General features: G+C 36.9%; 17 protein-coding genes. 9 read left to right on the forward strand and 8 right to left on the reverse strand.

Annotated features, from left to right (window positions below):
• Nucleotides 1-130 precede the first annotated feature (130 nt).
• The 3 genes from AC07XN_RS17550 to AC07XN_RS17560 form a co-directional block, all read right to left on the reverse strand.
• Complete coding sequence (locus AC07XN_RS17550; protein WP_494743998.1) at nt 131-694, reverse strand: GNAT family N-acetyltransferase; 564 nt, start codon at nt 692-694, stop codon at nt 131-133.
• 18 nt (nt 695-712) lie between these two features.
• Entirely contained in the window at nt 713-1,282 is a 570-nt protein-coding gene (locus tag AC07XN_RS17555; RefSeq protein WP_309914418.1) for a hypothetical protein, read from the reverse strand.
• A gap of 240 nt (nt 1,283-1,522) precedes the next feature.
• Nucleotides 1,523-2,401, reverse strand: coding sequence for a ChaN family lipoprotein (locus AC07XN_RS17560; RefSeq protein WP_494743999.1), 879 nt, complete (start codon nt 2,399-2,401; stop codon nt 1,523-1,525).
• Nucleotides 2,402-2,536: 135 nt separating this feature from the next.
• On the opposite strand from AC07XN_RS17560, the gene AC07XN_RS17565 reads away from it, so the two are divergent.
• From AC07XN_RS17565 to AC07XN_RS17575, 3 genes are all read left to right on the forward strand, one after another.
• Complete coding sequence (locus AC07XN_RS17565; RefSeq protein WP_309914423.1) at nt 2,537-3,625, forward strand: Gfo/Idh/MocA family protein; 1,089 nt, start codon at nt 2,537-2,539, stop codon at nt 3,623-3,625.
• A gap of 203 nt (nt 3,626-3,828) precedes the next feature.
• A complete protein-coding gene (locus AC07XN_RS17570) occupies nt 3,829-4,305 on the forward strand; it encodes a nuclear transport factor 2 family protein (RefSeq protein ID WP_494744000.1) in 477 nt (158 codons plus the stop codon).
• 1 nt (nt 4,306) lies between these two features.
• Entirely contained in the window at nt 4,307-4,780 is a 474-nt protein-coding gene (locus AC07XN_RS17575) for a DinB family protein (RefSeq protein WP_494744001.1), read from the forward strand.
• A 199-nt stretch (nt 4,781-4,979) separates the two neighbouring features.
• On the opposite strand, the gene AC07XN_RS17580 is transcribed toward AC07XN_RS17575, so the two are convergent.
• Entirely contained in the window at nt 4,980-5,687 is a 708-nt protein-coding gene (locus AC07XN_RS17580; RefSeq protein WP_494744002.1) for a fatty acid desaturase, read from the reverse strand.
• A gap of 112 nt (nt 5,688-5,799) precedes the next feature.
• Between AC07XN_RS17580 and AC07XN_RS17585 the strand changes: the two genes are divergently transcribed.
• From AC07XN_RS17585 to upp, 5 genes are all read left to right on the forward strand, one after another.
• Nucleotides 5,800-6,360 (forward strand): hypothetical protein, encoded by a 561-nt coding sequence (locus AC07XN_RS17585; RefSeq protein WP_309914436.1) that lies wholly within the window; start codon nt 5,800-5,802, stop codon nt 6,358-6,360.
• Nucleotides 6,361-6,372: 12 nt separating this feature from the next.
• Entirely contained in the window at nt 6,373-7,554 is a 1,182-nt protein-coding gene (locus tag AC07XN_RS17590; RefSeq protein WP_494744003.1) for a class I SAM-dependent methyltransferase, read from the forward strand.
• Between the two features lie 204 nt (nt 7,555-7,758).
• Nucleotides 7,759-8,316 (forward strand): DUF1003 domain-containing protein, encoded by a 558-nt coding sequence (locus AC07XN_RS17595; protein ID WP_494744004.1) that lies wholly within the window; start codon nt 7,759-7,761, stop codon nt 8,314-8,316.
• 6 nt (nt 8,317-8,322) lie between these two features.
• Nucleotides 8,323-8,892, forward strand: a complete 570-nt coding sequence (locus tag AC07XN_RS17600) for a pentapeptide repeat-containing protein (protein ID WP_494744005.1) — start codon at nt 8,323-8,325, stop codon at nt 8,890-8,892.
• A gap of 170 nt (nt 8,893-9,062) precedes the next feature.
• Nucleotides 9,063-9,707, forward strand: coding sequence for a uracil phosphoribosyltransferase (upp, locus tag AC07XN_RS17605; protein WP_494744006.1), 645 nt, complete (start codon nt 9,063-9,065; stop codon nt 9,705-9,707).
• On the opposite strand, the gene AC07XN_RS17610 is transcribed toward upp, so the two are convergent.
• Entirely contained in the window at nt 9,702-10,988 is a 1,287-nt protein-coding gene (locus tag AC07XN_RS17610) for a DUF2851 family protein (RefSeq protein WP_494744007.1), read from the reverse strand. The two genes, upp and AC07XN_RS17610, sit on opposite strands and share 6 nt — an antisense overlap.
• Before the next feature lie 136 nt (nt 10,989-11,124).
• Between AC07XN_RS17610 and AC07XN_RS17615 the strand changes: the two genes are divergently transcribed.
• A complete protein-coding gene (locus tag AC07XN_RS17615; protein ID WP_494744008.1) occupies nt 11,125-11,256 on the forward strand; it encodes a hypothetical protein in 132 nt (43 codons plus the stop codon).
• 74 nt (nt 11,257-11,330) lie between these two features.
• On the opposite strand, the gene AC07XN_RS17620 is transcribed toward AC07XN_RS17615, so the two are convergent.
• The 3 genes from AC07XN_RS17620 to pckA all read right to left on the reverse strand — a co-directional run bounded on the left by AC07XN_RS17620 (nt 11,331) and on the right by pckA (nt 15,830).
• On the reverse strand, nt 11,331-12,731 hold the full coding sequence (locus AC07XN_RS17620; protein WP_494744009.1) for a glycoside hydrolase family 30 protein: 1,401 nt from the start codon (nt 12,729-12,731) through the stop codon (nt 11,331-11,333).
• Between the two features lie 126 nt (nt 12,732-12,857).
• Entirely contained in the window at nt 12,858-13,898 is a 1,041-nt protein-coding gene (gene fbp / locus AC07XN_RS17625) for a class 1 fructose-bisphosphatase (RefSeq protein WP_494744010.1), read from the reverse strand.
• Nucleotides 13,899-14,180: 282 nt separating this feature from the next.
• Complete coding sequence (pckA, locus tag AC07XN_RS17630) at nt 14,181-15,830, reverse strand: phosphoenolpyruvate carboxykinase (ATP) (RefSeq protein WP_494744011.1); 1,650 nt, start codon at nt 15,828-15,830, stop codon at nt 14,181-14,183.
• Nucleotides 15,831-15,835: the final 5 nt, after the last annotated feature.

Consider the following 15,835-nt stretch of genomic DNA (forward strand, 5'->3'; position numbering starts at 1 on the left):
GAGGGACTTAAGTCCCTCGCTAGTGATAAGTTATTGATTTTTAAATACTTATTGGCTTGTGGCTAAAACTTATAACCGTGTTCTGTGTGACACAGACCACGGTTTAAGGTGAGGTTATTTTATTAACAATCTATCCCCTCAAATCCCACACCACTACTTCCCAAAGCTCAGGATATGTCGTATCAAAATATTCATGAATAATTTCAAAGCCTACTCTTTTATGGGCTGCCAAAGAACGAGTATTACGTTTGGCAATTTCAGTCACGCAAAGCTCAAATTTATCTGATAATTCAGTTTTATGTTTGGCGTATAGTCCATCAAAAAGTCCTTGCCCACGATAGCCCTCTGCCACACAAATTTGCCCCATGGCATAATAGCGGTAATCTTTCACCAACTTGCCTTTATATTCCAGTTCATCGAGCATCGTAAACATTGCTGTCAATACTGGAATATCATTTCTAAAACTTTCGGGCATGACTAATGCATAGCCCACCACTTGGTTGCCATCCTTGGCAATGATTTGCGGATAGGCCTCATTCATGCGAGAAAGCAATTTGAAGTTATGAACAACCGTTACAAAACCTTGGTCGTTGGCTACATTCTCTGAAATATTTCGGGTTAAGTTTTTCTGTTGTAAATCCAATAACTGCCAGATTTCTTCGTCTTTAGTAATAGTGGTGAAAATTACGCTCATTGTTTTGAAAGGAAAATATTAGTTTAATCGTCTTGTCATTAATGCTTTGATTACTTCATAAAATTGTCGGGGAGCTAATACTCTCCAATTTACTACATCTAGCGTTCCGCCAAAATTAAGGTAATAGTCTAGTCGAAATTTTGTCCACTCCTGTTGAATAAAGTCTCTGAAGTTACAAGCTGCTATCCATCCGTCTTCTACTTCCTCAAACCATTCGGCATAATAATCGTCCTCGTGGCTTCCGTGGAAATTCAGCACGTTTTCGCCCACCAAGATAAATTGATTAATACCTTGATTGATGAGGTGGTCTATCACATTTCGTTTAAACCACATAATATCGTTGTGGAGGGTATCATTCCATTCACCAAACATTTCGATGATGACAAAACGAAGGTCGTAATCACAAAATAATATCTTACAATATAGTGTTTCCGATTCAAATTCATCCCAAAAAGGATGAATAAAGTAACCATAAATATCATGTTCATAATAGGACGTATTATAAAGCCGCTCATAAAAAGGTGAGCGTGGATCTTTAGAAGCTACATAAAGGTTTTCCCAATTATAAAATGGTTCTATGTCTTGCATTTTTTTAATTGTGAGTTAGTGATTGTTTTTAGTTAGTGATTGAGTGAGTTGTGAGTTAGTGATTGAGTGAATTGTGAATTAGTGATTGTTTTTAGTTAGTGAGTTGTGAATTAGTGATTGAGTGAATTGTGAATTAGTGATTTGCTTTTTTTCTCTAATTTCCAACATCCTAGTGTCAAATATCTAGTGTCTAATATCCTTTAGTCTTCTAGTCATAAAGTCCTTTAGTCCTTAGGCCCTTCAGTAGCTTTTCGTCATATCATCAGGGATAGCGATGATAAAATCTGCTGAGTTTTTTGCCTTCTCTGAAGGATGTTCAATATCACTTTCTTCAATCGTGTTAATCGTCACTATTTTCAACGCTGGATTCTTTCTTTTCAAATGCCAAACTATCCCCTCAAAGTTATTTGAATGATAACTTCCATTATAATGTAAAAAACACTGTTCTTGTTGCCAATTCTTCAAAATAAAGTTTGCCATTGTGGCATCCTTAATAATTTGAGCTTTAGTAATATTTTCTGCTGAAATACTTGTTCCACCACTGCCGTGCATACCGCCCATTTTCATCATTTCGGCATAGGCAGGCAAGGTTAAATCTACTTCAATGGGTAGCGGAGCAATATTCTTTTTGGCATCGTCTGATAGTTGATTGAGGGCTTCTAATCCACCTTTTGAAACCATACTGGCATATCTGCGAGGGATATTAGAGGCTACAAAATTCAACTTGTTTTTCAAGGCAAAATCTAGTAAAGGTTTATAATCAGTTTGATAATTTTGCCATACTTTTGCTTCGGTTTCCAATTGTTTGGCAGTGATAAAACCTTTGAGGTATTCTGTCAATACCGTTTGGTTATCTGCCTCAAACATTTCAGCACCAAGTACCAATTTTTCTTTTTTGAGCGCAAATAAATCTTTAGTAACCTGTAATTCAAGCCAATGATTTAAAGAATTATCATGTAATTCACCAAAGAAAACAATATCGGCTGTTGCCAATTCTTTCATCATCTTTTGGTAGGAAGTCTCTTTTAATTGCTTGCTATAAAGCATATAGGCAGGTTTATCTGCTGATAACGAACAAGTAAATAGGAGGAAGGCAATTGCACACAAATATGTTTTCATAAAGGTATTTATTGAATGGATGTCGATGACGAATAGTTTAAAAATGTATTCGTTAAAATTAAGAAAATCAATTGGGATACTAATAGCTTTGTAATACTGAAAACGATAAAAACCAATTTATATTCCAGATTAACTATGAAAAACACACGGAGAGATTTCCTAAAAACCTTTGCGGCTACGTCGCTTACTGTTCCTATGCTTGCTTCTTTAAAGGCTGAGGCAGCCTTTCCCGAGAAAAAACTAGGAGTAGCCTTGGTTGGTTTGGGCTATTATGCTACCTATCAATTGGCCCCAGCACTCGAAAAAACGACTAATTGCCGACTAGTTGGTATCGTGACAGGTACGCCTGAAAAGGCAGAAACTTGGAAGAAAAAGTATAATATTCCAGACAAAAATATCTACAATTATCAAAATTTTGACCAAATTGCTAATAATCCTGACATTGATGTGGTGTATGTAGTATTGCCCAATTCAATGCACCACGAGTTTACGCTTCGTGCCGCCAAAGCTGGCAAGCACGTAATTTGTGAGAAACCAATGGCAGTTTCGGTAAAGGAGGCTGAAGAGATGATTGCCGCTTGCAAGGCTGCCAATGTTCAGTTGGCCATTGGTTATCGTTTGCACTACGAGCCATTTACCAACGAGGTAATGCGTTTGGCAAAAGATAAGGATTTTGGCAAGGTTACTTTTGTAGAAGCAAGTTTTGGTTTTCCGTTACGTGATTTAAAAGCATGGCGATTGAACCCTAAACTGTCGGGCGGAGGGCCAATGATGGATGTGGGTATTTATGCCTTAAATGCGGCTAGGTATGCCACTGGCGAAGAACCGATTTCGGTAACGGCACAAACCGTAAAAACACGACCAGACATATATTTGCCGGGTATTGAAGAAACGCTTTTCTGGCAAATGAAATTCCCGAGTGGAGCGGTTTCAAATCATACTACTACATATAACAGCGGTTTGCAACGTTTGTATGTAGGCTATGAAAATGGAAATTTAGAGATGTCGCCAGCTTACGATTATGGGCCATTGAAAGGAAAAACATCAAAAGGCGAAATGAAATTGCCAATTGTATATCACCAAGTACTGGAAATGGAGGGTATTTGCGACGCTATTATCAATAACAAACCCAATATCACCCCTGGTGAAGAAGGGCTAAGAGATATGAAACTGATTGAAGCAATTTTTAAAGCAGCTAAGACAGGAAAGGAAGTGAAGGTGTAATTTTTTAGCTGTAAGCTATAAGCCGTGAGCTATGAGATTTTATGTGTGTTTGCCTAAAATAGGTTGACATAAATTTCAACTTATTTATAAGCAAATAGAAATTAAATTCAACTATTATATTTTTGACTATGTTAATGTAGAGGTTTGATAAGTTAAAGAAATCTCATAGCTCACTGCTCATAGCTCAAAGCTTAAAAAAAACAATGACCCCCAACGAAACACTAATCCAGACATTTTATGAAGCTTTTAAGGTAAAAGACTTCAAGACAATGGGTGATTGTTATCATCCAGAAGCTACCTTTAAAGACGAAGCCTTTGACTTGAAAGGCAAAGAAATTCCTGCTATGTGGCGAATGCTTTGCGGAGTAGGGGCAAGTACTATTGTAGAATATTCTGATATAAAAGCAGATGACAATACAGGGCAGGCACACTGGGAGGCTTGGTACACATTCTCGCAATCGGGCAATAAAGTACACAATATCATAGAGGCTAGTTTTACTTTTAAAGATGGTAAGATTCTCACGCATCGTGATAAATTTAGTTTTTATCGCTGGTCGTCACAGTCCTTAGGTATGATAGGTAAACTATTGGGGTGGACTCCCTTCTTGAAAAAACAAGTAAGAGAACGAGCGATGGGAAATCTTCGTAAATTTATTGCCAAACATCCCGAATATCAATAGCATGGAAGCAGTAGTATCCACCCTTCAAGCCAGAATTGTAGCTGTAGAAAACTATATTTCGCAATGCTCAGAAGCTGAATTAGTAGCTAAGGAAAGTCCTGAGAAATGGTCTAAGAAAGAAGTATTGGGACATCTGATAGATTCTGCCCAAAGTAATATTCGCAGAATGGTAGTGGGGCAATACCAAGAAAATGCACACATCATTTATCGACAAAACGAATGGGTGAAAGCCGCTGATTATCAACATTATGATAGCAAAGATTTACTTCAATTGTGGGTATTGTTAAACAAGCATTTTTGTAGGGTGTTGCTTAATTTACCCAAAGAGAACTATGGCACTATCACAAATTGGGGAAATGCAACGACCCCTATGTTAGGACAAGAATTGGTAACCCTTGAATTTGTGGCAAATGATTATGTTCGCCACCTCGACCATCATTTGAAACAATTAGGACTTTTGAGTGATGAGTTTTGAGTGTTGAATGTGGAGTGAATTTAGAAAGCTGAATAAAGCGAATCCTGAAGGGGTGTGAGAATTATAGACAAGAAAATAGCAAATAAGATAAAACTTCGAAGGGGTGATACAGGAATTCTTTACAACCTTTATTTCACCCTTTCAGGGTTTTGTAAACCACAATGCAATCATTGTTATAATCCTGACATCCCTTCGGGATTTACATTTCCCTTTTATGCTTTATTATTAATTCCTCTTGTTCTTTAGCCTCCGCCAATTTCCACCAAGGTAGATAGGGGTAAGCATGGTGTTCGTGATGATAACCAAAAAAATAGCAAGAAATAAACGCCACAACATGGTTTAGTTTCTGGCTACGCGCTTTGTGGACGTCGTGGGCTTCGTGTTCACCACGGTGAGGGAGGTATGTGCCAAAATAAAAAAGCTGTAGGGTACTCAGAATAGCAGGAATTTCCCAAAATAGAATGAGATTTTCCATCGGATACACCAGCTTCAATAAATTATAAGTAATAGCCATTAACAAAATCTGCCAGAAGGTTACATACTCTAAGGCAAACTTCAAATACCATCTGAAAAATCCTCCTGCATAATAATCTGGATCTTCGTCGGTCACTACGTTTTTGTGGTGCAGATGATGCTTCCTTGATAATTTATAATAATTATTAAAGGCAAAAAGCGTAGCACAGACAAAGCCAATGGCATTATTCAATCGTTTGTTATCGGGTGTCACTACGCCATGAATTGCATCGTGAGCAGTAATAAAAATGCCTGTGTACAACTGCATTTGTATTAATACAAAAACATACACCAAAGGATTAGCGAAATCGATTGGATAATTCAATAAATATAGTAGCGACAAAGCCCAAAGCGAAATAATGCTAATGGCAAAAAATAGTCCTTTATGTTTCATGGAAAAGATGTACCTGAGCAAGTAATTACAGTTTAATACTTTAAAAACTCATTTATCCGTAACTTTGTTATGAAGATAACAACAAATCATTGCTTCACTTTTTGTATTAGGAATGGCAAAATTAGAAAAAGAACTACAACAGGCAATTGTTTCAATGCCTCAGAAAGATAAAGATAAATTATTATTAAGGCTTATTGGCAAAGATGAGATATTGATTGAGCAATTAACCTTTACCTTGGTAGAAGAAGGACTGACGATTGAGTCGAGGCGAGAAGATATCAAAATCATCATTGATACTTTATACGATACGCCTGTTTTCTCATCGGGTTATTTGATGATGGATATGCGTAATACCAACGCTCAGATTACTCGTCATGTAAGAGTCACGAAAGATAAATATGGGGAAGTAGAATTGACGCTGAAGCTCTTGAAAGATTGTTTTGAGAAACAACTAAAATGGATAGAAAAGTACAATTCAAAGTCTGATACGCTAGCCCTTTATATCGTAAAACGAGTTGATTTTTTATTAAAAAAGGTCGTAAAACTTCACCCAGATATTCAGTTTGACTTTCATGCTGATACTAACACTTTGTTAGAATATGTTTACAAGTATGGCACAGCGCATTATGCTAGAGAAATGGGCTTGCCAAAAATATTTGAAATCGCTGAGTAATATCCACATACCATGAATCAACCAGAACACTTAGCGACATTTATCCAGACTATCCATGAAAGTCTGCTTGATAATTCTTTCGTTAAAATATCATTAGGCAATTATAAAGGTGCTGAAGAACAACTCAAGAATATTTATATCAAAAGAGTTTTAATAAAAAAAGAAGAGAAACTTAGTTTTACATATCGCTATAAAACCCGTGATATTGTAAAAAACTTTGGTGTAGCAGAAGGCATCGGTTTAATAGAAAAAGCTTTACAAGAAGGCTTTAATATTGCTACGCTTTTTAGCACACAGTTTGATTTGATTATAGAGAAAATCAATCAGAAAACAGTACTTCGAAAAAATGCTTCTACCAATCCTAATGCTACTTCTTTAGAACATGACAAGGCTAAAAATCGCTTAATAAAACCGCAAGAAAAGCCTTATTTGCATGAATTGAAGATTACAGATGAAGAAGGGAATGTCTATAAAAATGCACAAGATAAATATCGACAGATAAATCATTATGTAGAAATTCTAAGCTCGTTAATCAAAGATATTCCTACGCAAAACCTTTTGAAAGTAGCCGATATGGGTTCGGGGAAGGGATATTTAACCTTTGCTTTGTACGACTACCTGACGAATGTGTTGAAGCTAGAAGCAGAGGTAACAGGCGTAGAGTTTAGACCCGATATGGTGCAATTGTGTAATCGTATTGCCCAAAATACGGGTTTTGAGAAGCTTAATTTTGTAGAAGGCACCATTGAAGACTATAATAGCATTGGCACGAATATTTTAATTGCTCTTCATGCGTGCGATACCGCTACGGATGATGCTATTTATAAAGGAATCACGGCTGAAGCTGATTTGATTGTGGTAGCACCATGTTGTCATAAACAGATTAGAAGAGAAATCGAAAAACATAAAGCCAGTAATGAATTAGACTTCCTGACAAAATATGGTATCTTTCTGGAACGTCAGGCAGAAATGGTGACGGATGGTATCAGAGCAATGATTCTGGAATATTTTGGGTATAAGACCAAGGTATTTCAGTTTATTTCGGATGCCCATACGCCTAAAAATGTATTTGTAGTAGGTATCAGGAACCCGAAAGCCCAACAAAAGAACCCAGAGATTTTAGAAAAACTAAAAGCCACCAAAGCATATTTTGGTATTGAATATCATCATTTGGAGAAACTGTTTCAATTGTGAGTTTTTGGTTAGTGAGTTGTGAGTTAGTGGGTTGCGAATTGTGAGTTAGTGAATTATTAGTTAGTGAATTTTTAATTGATAATTAATTAACTTTTCTACGTTGATAAGTAATACCAACAATTTACAATTCCTCTTAACTCACAACCCACTAATTAAAAACTCACTAACTCACAACCCACTAACTCACAACTAGTAACCATACCCATGAAAAAAAACACTGACATAGACAAGCTTTTAGCTGAGGAAAGCCAACATATTGAAAAGCTTCACCAAATTGTTGAAGATACGATTAAATCAGAACGCCTTATTGTGGAGGATAAATTGAATCCACCTACTGAAAAGGTTACCAGAGGACAAGCTATTTCTGATAAAGTAGCCAAATTTGGAGGGAGCTGGAAGTTTATTATCATATTTGTTACCATCCTTACGGTATGGATAGCTTTTAATAGCTTGATAATTGCAAAATTCCGATTTGACCCTTATCCTTTTATTCTGATGAATTTGGTTTTATCATGTATAGCGGCGTTGCAAGCCCCTATCATTATGATGAGCCAAAACCGACAAGAAGAAAAAGACAGGATAGAAAGCGAAAACGATTATTTGGTTAACTTGAAAGCAGAAACCCAAATCAGGAGTTTACAGCAAAAGATGGATTTATTGTTAGAAGAACAAATCAAAACACTTTTTGAAACACAAGCCAAACAATTTGCTTTGCTAAATGAGATTAATAAGAAGTTGGATAAAAGCACTAATAAACAATAAGCGTGAATGAAAGAGGAATTCTATGAGCAAACTTTTGAGAAAATAGATTTTTCAAAACAAGCAATTACCCATAAAGAATACGATAGCTGCACCTTTAAAAACTGTGATTTTTCTAATGCTAATCTTTCCAATAACGATTTTATAGATTGTACTTTTGAAAGTTGCAACCTTAGTAGTGCTAACATCAATAATACCAGTTTAAAAACCGTAAAGTTTATTGATTGTAAAATAATAGGGGTAGATTTCAGCATTAGTAAAGAGTTTTTGTTTGCGGTATATTTCAACAATTGCTCCTTAAATTATACCTACTTTTTCAAAAAGAAACTTCAGAAAACGAAATTTGATAATTGTCAGATTCAGGAAGCAAATTTTACCGAAGCAGATTTGACGGGAGCTTCATTCAATCAATGCGATTTGTTAAATACTGTTTTTGAACAAACCAATTTATCAAAAGCAGACTTTAGGAGTGCAGAACATTTTGCGATTAATCCTGAGAAGAATACCCTCAAAAAAGCCAAATTCTCTTATGATGGTCTGAAAGGATTGTTGTATCAGTATGATATTGTGATAGAGTAAGTTGATTGTTCAAAAATGGTTAATTATCTTTGAAATAGTATCTAAAAAGGCAGACAATTAAGTAATCAATACAATTGTAGAAACGTTTATATTTATCGTAAATAACGGATAATTAGGAATACTACCGCGACTGCGGACGATTCGCCAATCACTATTAATAATCTTCCTCTATGTTCATCTTAACTTCAACCAACACAATTGCCAATCATTTTATCGCTGAATTGCGTGATGTAACCGTTCAACAAGATGCGATGCGTTTCAGAAGAAATATGGAGCGACTAGGAGAGGTATTGGCGTATGAGATTTCTAAAACGCTTGGTTATGAAAAGGCTTTTATTCAAAGTCCGTTAGCCATTGCTAAAACAGAACTTTTGAGTCAACAACCTGTTTTGGTAGCTATCTTACGGGCTAGTTTGCCTTTCCACCAAGGGTTTATTAATGTATTCGATAAGGCACAAAATGCATTTATTGGGGCATATCGTGGCAAACATCGGGCAGACGAAACATTTGATATACAAATGGATTATTTGGCAAGTCCAGACCTAACGGGCAAAACCATTATTTTAATAGACCCCATGTTGGCAACTGGTAAATCTTTGTTGAAATCATACGAAGCACTATTATCCTACGGCAAGCCTGCCAAAGTAATTATTGCTGCTGCTATAACCGCCCCCGAAGGATTGGCTTATTTGCAACGAAATATGCCCGAAGCCGAGTTTTTTGTAGGAACAATAGATGACCATCTGAATGAAAAATATTACATCGTTCCGGGCTTAGGCGATGCTGGAGACTTAGCTTTTGGCTTAAAACTATAGTTTTTCTCGTAACAAACTAATGCCTACTTCACAAGAAAGGCATTTTTTGATAGTACAAAACTGATTAAACCATTCGATACCCGCTTGGGAATCAAAAGCTGTTTTCATTGGCAAATCCAACGTTTGCCAATGTTTGGTAATTTTATTGTTTTCAGCAGGCAATTCTTCTAAAAATCGGATAGCCTTTTCAAGATATCTTTCATCATCTTTTTGTTTGCTATAAGCCACTAGCAACGGTACAACGGTGTTGATGACGATATTTTCTACCGAAGTTTCACCAATAATCGCCACTTTTCCCGTTGCTTTCTTCCCAAAAACATAGTGTTCTTGCCAATAGCCCGATTGTTCTATTTTAAAGGTCTTGGAAACATTTTCGATGTTGTCGAGGTGCAGGATTACCGAAAACAAATTAATATTTTCTTGAATGAGCTTAGCAAATTGTGCTAGCCTTACTGTCGGGAAATTAGCGGGTCTTAGCCGTAAATATTTCCATTCGTGCGTCCCAAGTATATTGTCTTGCAGTTGGTATTTCGTTGAAAGAAATTGAAACTCCTTCGCTAGTTTTGTTTGATAATCGTCTTCAAAACTATTCGCAGATAAAAAACCAGCTACTCCGAAAAGCAATGCTTCAAGCTGAAAAAGGTTATCACGATGCTTGGCAAGTATTTTTAAGGGCAAAGCTTTTGCTAAGCGAAAAAAGGGCTCAGCATTCAGTTTAAACCCAAAGTTTTTGGCCAATGTTTGATAAGCCGTTTCTTCCCAATCTTGTTTGTTTTCAGCTAAATACTGATGCACAAACAGGGCTTTATTTTCTAATCGCTGCATCAACACCTTGTCTAGCATAGCGTATTTTTTCAAGGCAGATACTTTTTGGAACTGCGAATAACAGGCCATTGGCTGTTTGCTTTCAAGCAAAGCCTGATATTTTTGTGCCAAAGAATAATCCGTCTTATCAGAAAGAATCAGTGTTGGAATTTTGGTTTGGTCGCTTCTTACGATAGATTGGTCATCTTGCCAAACCACATGAAGAATTACATTCTGATATGCCACATCAGCATCATGGGCATGGATATTCCAATCAGAAGATTTTACATGGATTTCAACAGTACCAGCCCATTCTACCTCGTCAATTAATAATCGGGCATCTTGAAAATCTGCCCCAGCATTGGTGTTAGGTTGTCCAATTCTTAAAACTTGAATTGTTTCATTGTCAGTAGTTTGTAGGCAAGATTTGTCAAAATATTGAAATTGCCATAGAAAGTGTAGAAAGGCTTCGTTCATGGTATTAAAGTATTAAGTGTATGAACAAAAATAATGACTTTGATGGATTTGTGGATAATAGTGGGGGATATTTTTTAATTGATTAAGAATCGTCTTATTGTTAGAAATGTTATTTTTGATGTAATAAAAGAAGAATATGAAAACAGAAAAGAATATTCTAACCCTTGATGAATTTAAGGATAAGTATTACGGCAAACGTGGCTCAGCACGGCGAGAGAAATTAGAAAAAGGGTATAAAAATTTTAAAGAATTGTTGAACTTGGTTTAGGCGGATATTTAGATGTTTCAATAAAACTTTGAGTAGCATTTACCTTGTTAATAAATACTACTCATCAAACACACTTACCAAACATAAGTAGCCACCATGCCTGCTTCTAAAGTCTGCACTGCTTTTTTGCCTTGGTATGAAATATTGAATTTCTGAGGCTTAATACTTTCATTTTGTACAATCAATACCTTTTTGCCTGTTGGCGTTTTGAATGCTACATTTGTTAACGTCATCGTACTGTTAGAGGCTATTCTTACAGAATTTGGTCGGACAAATTTAGAGGCATGGGCAATGATATAATAAGCAGGATTACGGATAATATTATTTTTATCAATCGTAATCGCTCCTAAACATTCCGTACAGCCACCTTCGGTATGTGGGTTTTGCTTAGGGTCAGCGGCTAAGTTCCATTCCAACACCGTTTTACACCAATTTCGTGGGCCACCGATAATCAAACTTTTGATATGCCAGCCTAAATCTCCTGGGAAATTCCCTGGGCTACCAATCCATTGTTCCGTAAAATATAGGTTTTTATCAGGATGCGCATTGTGAACATCCGTTAAAGCGTGGATACTTCCGCCATATAAATGGAATGCGGAGCCATCAATGTATTTTTTAGCTTCGGGGTCGTCTAAAATACTGATAGGATAATCTGGGCGGTCGGCATTATGGTCATAAATAATAATTTTCGTATCTATTTTCGCTGTTTTGAAAGTTGGGCCAAGGTGTTTTTTTACAAACAATGCTTGTTCTTCTGGCAACATCAACAAACTTGGATTATTACCAGGGTGTAATGGCTCATTCTGAACAGTCATGGCATCTATTCTGATACCTTCCTTTTTCATTTCTTGTACATATTTAGCCAAATATTTAGCATAAGTAGTATAATATTCGGGTTTCAAACTTCCGCCTTTTGAACTCCCATTCGTTTTCATCCACGTGGGTGGTGACCACGGCGAAGCAAGAATTTTAATGTCGGGATTAATAGTTAAAATCTGTTTTAATACAGGGATAAGATATTGTTGGTCGGGAGCAAGGCTGAATTTAGCTAGTTCAGTATCTGTTTGTCCGTTAGGCAAATCATCATAAGAAAAAACATGGTCGTCTAAGTCCGAAGCACCCACACTAATTCTTAAATAACTGACGCCAATATTGTTGTTATTGGTAGCAAAAAGCTCTTTTAATAAAGTACTTCTTTCATTAGCCCCCATTTGATTAATCAACATCGCACTACCGCCCGTAAGGGTAAAACCAAAGCCATCCATTTTCTGAAAGGTTTTACTTTCGTCTACGATGATACTCGGTAACGTATTGGTGGTAACTTCAAAATTAAAAGTCTTTGCTTGCTTCTGGAATAAGATAGATTTATCAGGACTTGTCAACCAAATTTCTGCATTTTTAGATTGAGCCTTTATATCAAAATGGTTAATGAAGCATAAGCCAATGATGAAGATGATATTGTAAATTTTTTTCATGTTAAAAAGATTATTTTGCACAGAGATTGTAACGGAGTGCAAAATAATCTTTTTTGTTGAGGAAGTATTATCCTGCCTTATTTGTTTTATGTAACTAATGACTGTAGATTGGTTTTGGGGAGGCTACTAAAGCCCAGCTTTTATTTGTTCCATTAAAAAAGTATGATATTTTTCTAGTTTCTTCTGTAACTGTGTTAACTGATTTTTAGAACCCAAATAGACGATATTTCGCTGATGAATGCTTTCAGGAACGATATCTAAAAGACTTTGCATACCATCAGACGACAATCCGCCTGCTTGCTCAATGACAAAAGCCAGCGGATAGCATTCATACAACAATCTTAGTTTACCCTCTTTTGCTTTTCGGGTTGGTGGATACATATAAATACCACCTTTGAGGAGGTTTCGGTGGAAATCGCCGACTAAAGAACCAATATAACGAGCCATACAACCCGAATGCTTACGCATATCTTGAATAAATTCTTTGACAGGATTGGTAAATTCTTCAAAGTAGGCCTCGTTTACCGAATAAATTTTACCATCCTCAGGCATTTTTATATCAGCGTGCGACAGAAAGTATTCTCCTAACGAATTTTCATAAGTAAACGCATTCACCCCTTTGCCAGTAGTATAAACCATGATGGTCGACGAGCCATACAGAATATATCCTGCCGCCACTTGCTTGCGTCCGCCTTGTAAAAAATCATCTTCAATCGCAGGTGTACCTATATCGCTCACGCGCCTATAAATCGAAAAAATGGTTCCGATAGAAACATTTACATCAATATTCGACGAACCATCTAGCGGGTCCATCGCTACTACATACTTAGCATTATAATTCCCTGTTTGAATAATCTCATCATCTTCCTCAGAAAGAATACCCACTACTTCACCCCCATTTACCAATGCCCGAATAAATCGGATATTAGCAATCATATCCAGTTTTTGTTGCGCTTCCCCTTGAATGTTTGAACTTCCTAAAGCGCCCGTAATATCAATCAAGCCTGCTCGATTGATTTCACGATTAATGATTTTGGAAGCAAGGGCAATGTCTCTTAACAATTGTGAAAGCTCGCCTTTTGCATAAGGGAAAGCTTCCTGTTGACGATTAATAAATCTATCAAGCGTTGTGCCAACAGGTAAAGCTAGTGTCAGATTATTAGTCATAGTATAAAGGGGTATATTAGCTGTGAGATATGAGTTTTGAGCCGTGAGCTTTGAACTGTCAGCTTTCGGTCATCGGATTTTTTTAGCTTTGAGCTGTCAGCCGTGAGTTATGAGCTTTGGGATTTCAGCTTTTAAATATTAAGTAAAATATATGCACGTATTGAATATACAAGTACTGAATTTGGTTTTTTATGCAAATCGGTGCTAAATCTCAAATCTCACTGCTCATAGCTCAAAGGTAAAAAATCCGACGACCGAAAGCTGACAGCTCAAGGCTCATAGCTACAAAGCAATTCTCATATAATTCTCCTCAAAAGCCTTCGCTAAACTTTTAGCTTTTTGGTCATAAGCATCTTTGTCTTCCCACGTGTTTTTAGGGTTAAGCAACTCTGTAGGCACATTCGGGCATTCTTCGGGCATTTCTAAACCAAATATATCATGTTTATTGAAATTTATATGCTCGAAATTACCTTTTAATGCTGCATGAATCATCGCACGGGTATAAGTCAATTTTATTCTTGACCCTACACCATAACCACCACCCGACCAGCCAGTATTGACTAGCCAAACTTGGACGTTACCAGTCTTAATTTTCTCTCCCAGTAAATGGGCATATTTAAGCGGATGGAGTGGTAAAAAAGCAGCCCCAAAACAAGCAGAGAAAGTGGCTTGTGGTTCTTTAATACCCATTTCCGTACCCGCCAATTTAGAAGTATACCCTGCTACAAAGTAGTACATGGCTTGCTCAGTACTCAATTTTGAAATAGGCGGTAATACCCCAAAAGCATCTGCCGTAAGAAAGAAAATATTCTTCGGTGCATTGCCTACCGAAGGCATCGCTACATTCGGAATAAAATTAATCGGATATGCCGTTCTAGTATTTTCTGTGACACTTTGATTGCTATAATCCACCGTTTTTGTACCTGCAACGAAACGGGTATTTTCTAAAATAGCACCATAGCGAATAGCCCTAAAAATCTCTGGTTCTTGTTCTTCGCTTAGGTTAATCACTTTAGCATAACAGCCACCTTCAAAATTAAAAACTTGCTTGTCGTCCCAGCCATGCTCGTCGTCGCCAATCAGGTTTCTGTGAGGGTCGGCCGACAAAGTAGTTTTTCCTGTACCAGACAAACCAAAGAATAAAGCCGTGTCGCCATCCTCACCAATATTGGCAGAGCAGTGCATCGAAAGCACCTTTTTCTCCTCAGGAAGAATAAAATTCAGTACGGTAAAAATTCCCTTTTTCATTTCCCCTGCATAAGCTGTTCCGCCAATCAGGATGATTTTTCGGCTAAAATCAATAATGGTAAAATTACTTTGTCGAGTACCATCTATCGCTGGATTTGCTTCAAACTCAGGAACGTTCAGAATTATCCATTCAGGCTCAAATGTTTCTATTTCACTTATCGTGGGTCTGAGGAACAAATGATGGCAAAACAGATTGTGCCAAGCCAATGTGTTGATAATTACAACATTGATACGATGTTCGGGACTAGCACAAGCATAACTATAACGAGCATATAGCTTTTTATTAGCTACAAATGTTAACATTTTTTGATAAAGTGCCTCAAATTTATCAGGGTCAAAGGCTTGGTTAATTTCGCCCCAATTTACAGTATCCGCTGTCTTGTCGTCATAGACAGTAAACTTGTCTTTTGGCGAACGCCCAGTAAACGTACCAGTGTCGCACATAAATGCCCCTTTGTCGGTAAGCGTTCCTTCTCCGTTTTTCAAAGCCTCTTCAATCAAGGTTGAAACACTGAGATTCAAGTGAATATCAGCATGAAGGCTTAGGGTGGGGTGGTTCACTTTTGGTTTAGCGATAGGGCTAAAGTTAGAAGTAAGCGTATCATTTTTCATGTTTGTAATTGTTAATTTGATCAAAAAGAAACTGAAAATATTGAAGCCTTCGAAAGCCTTACAAAAGTATATTAGAT

The sequence above is a fragment of the Arcicella sp. GW458-12-2-14-TSB2 genome (genome assembly GCF_059423785.1).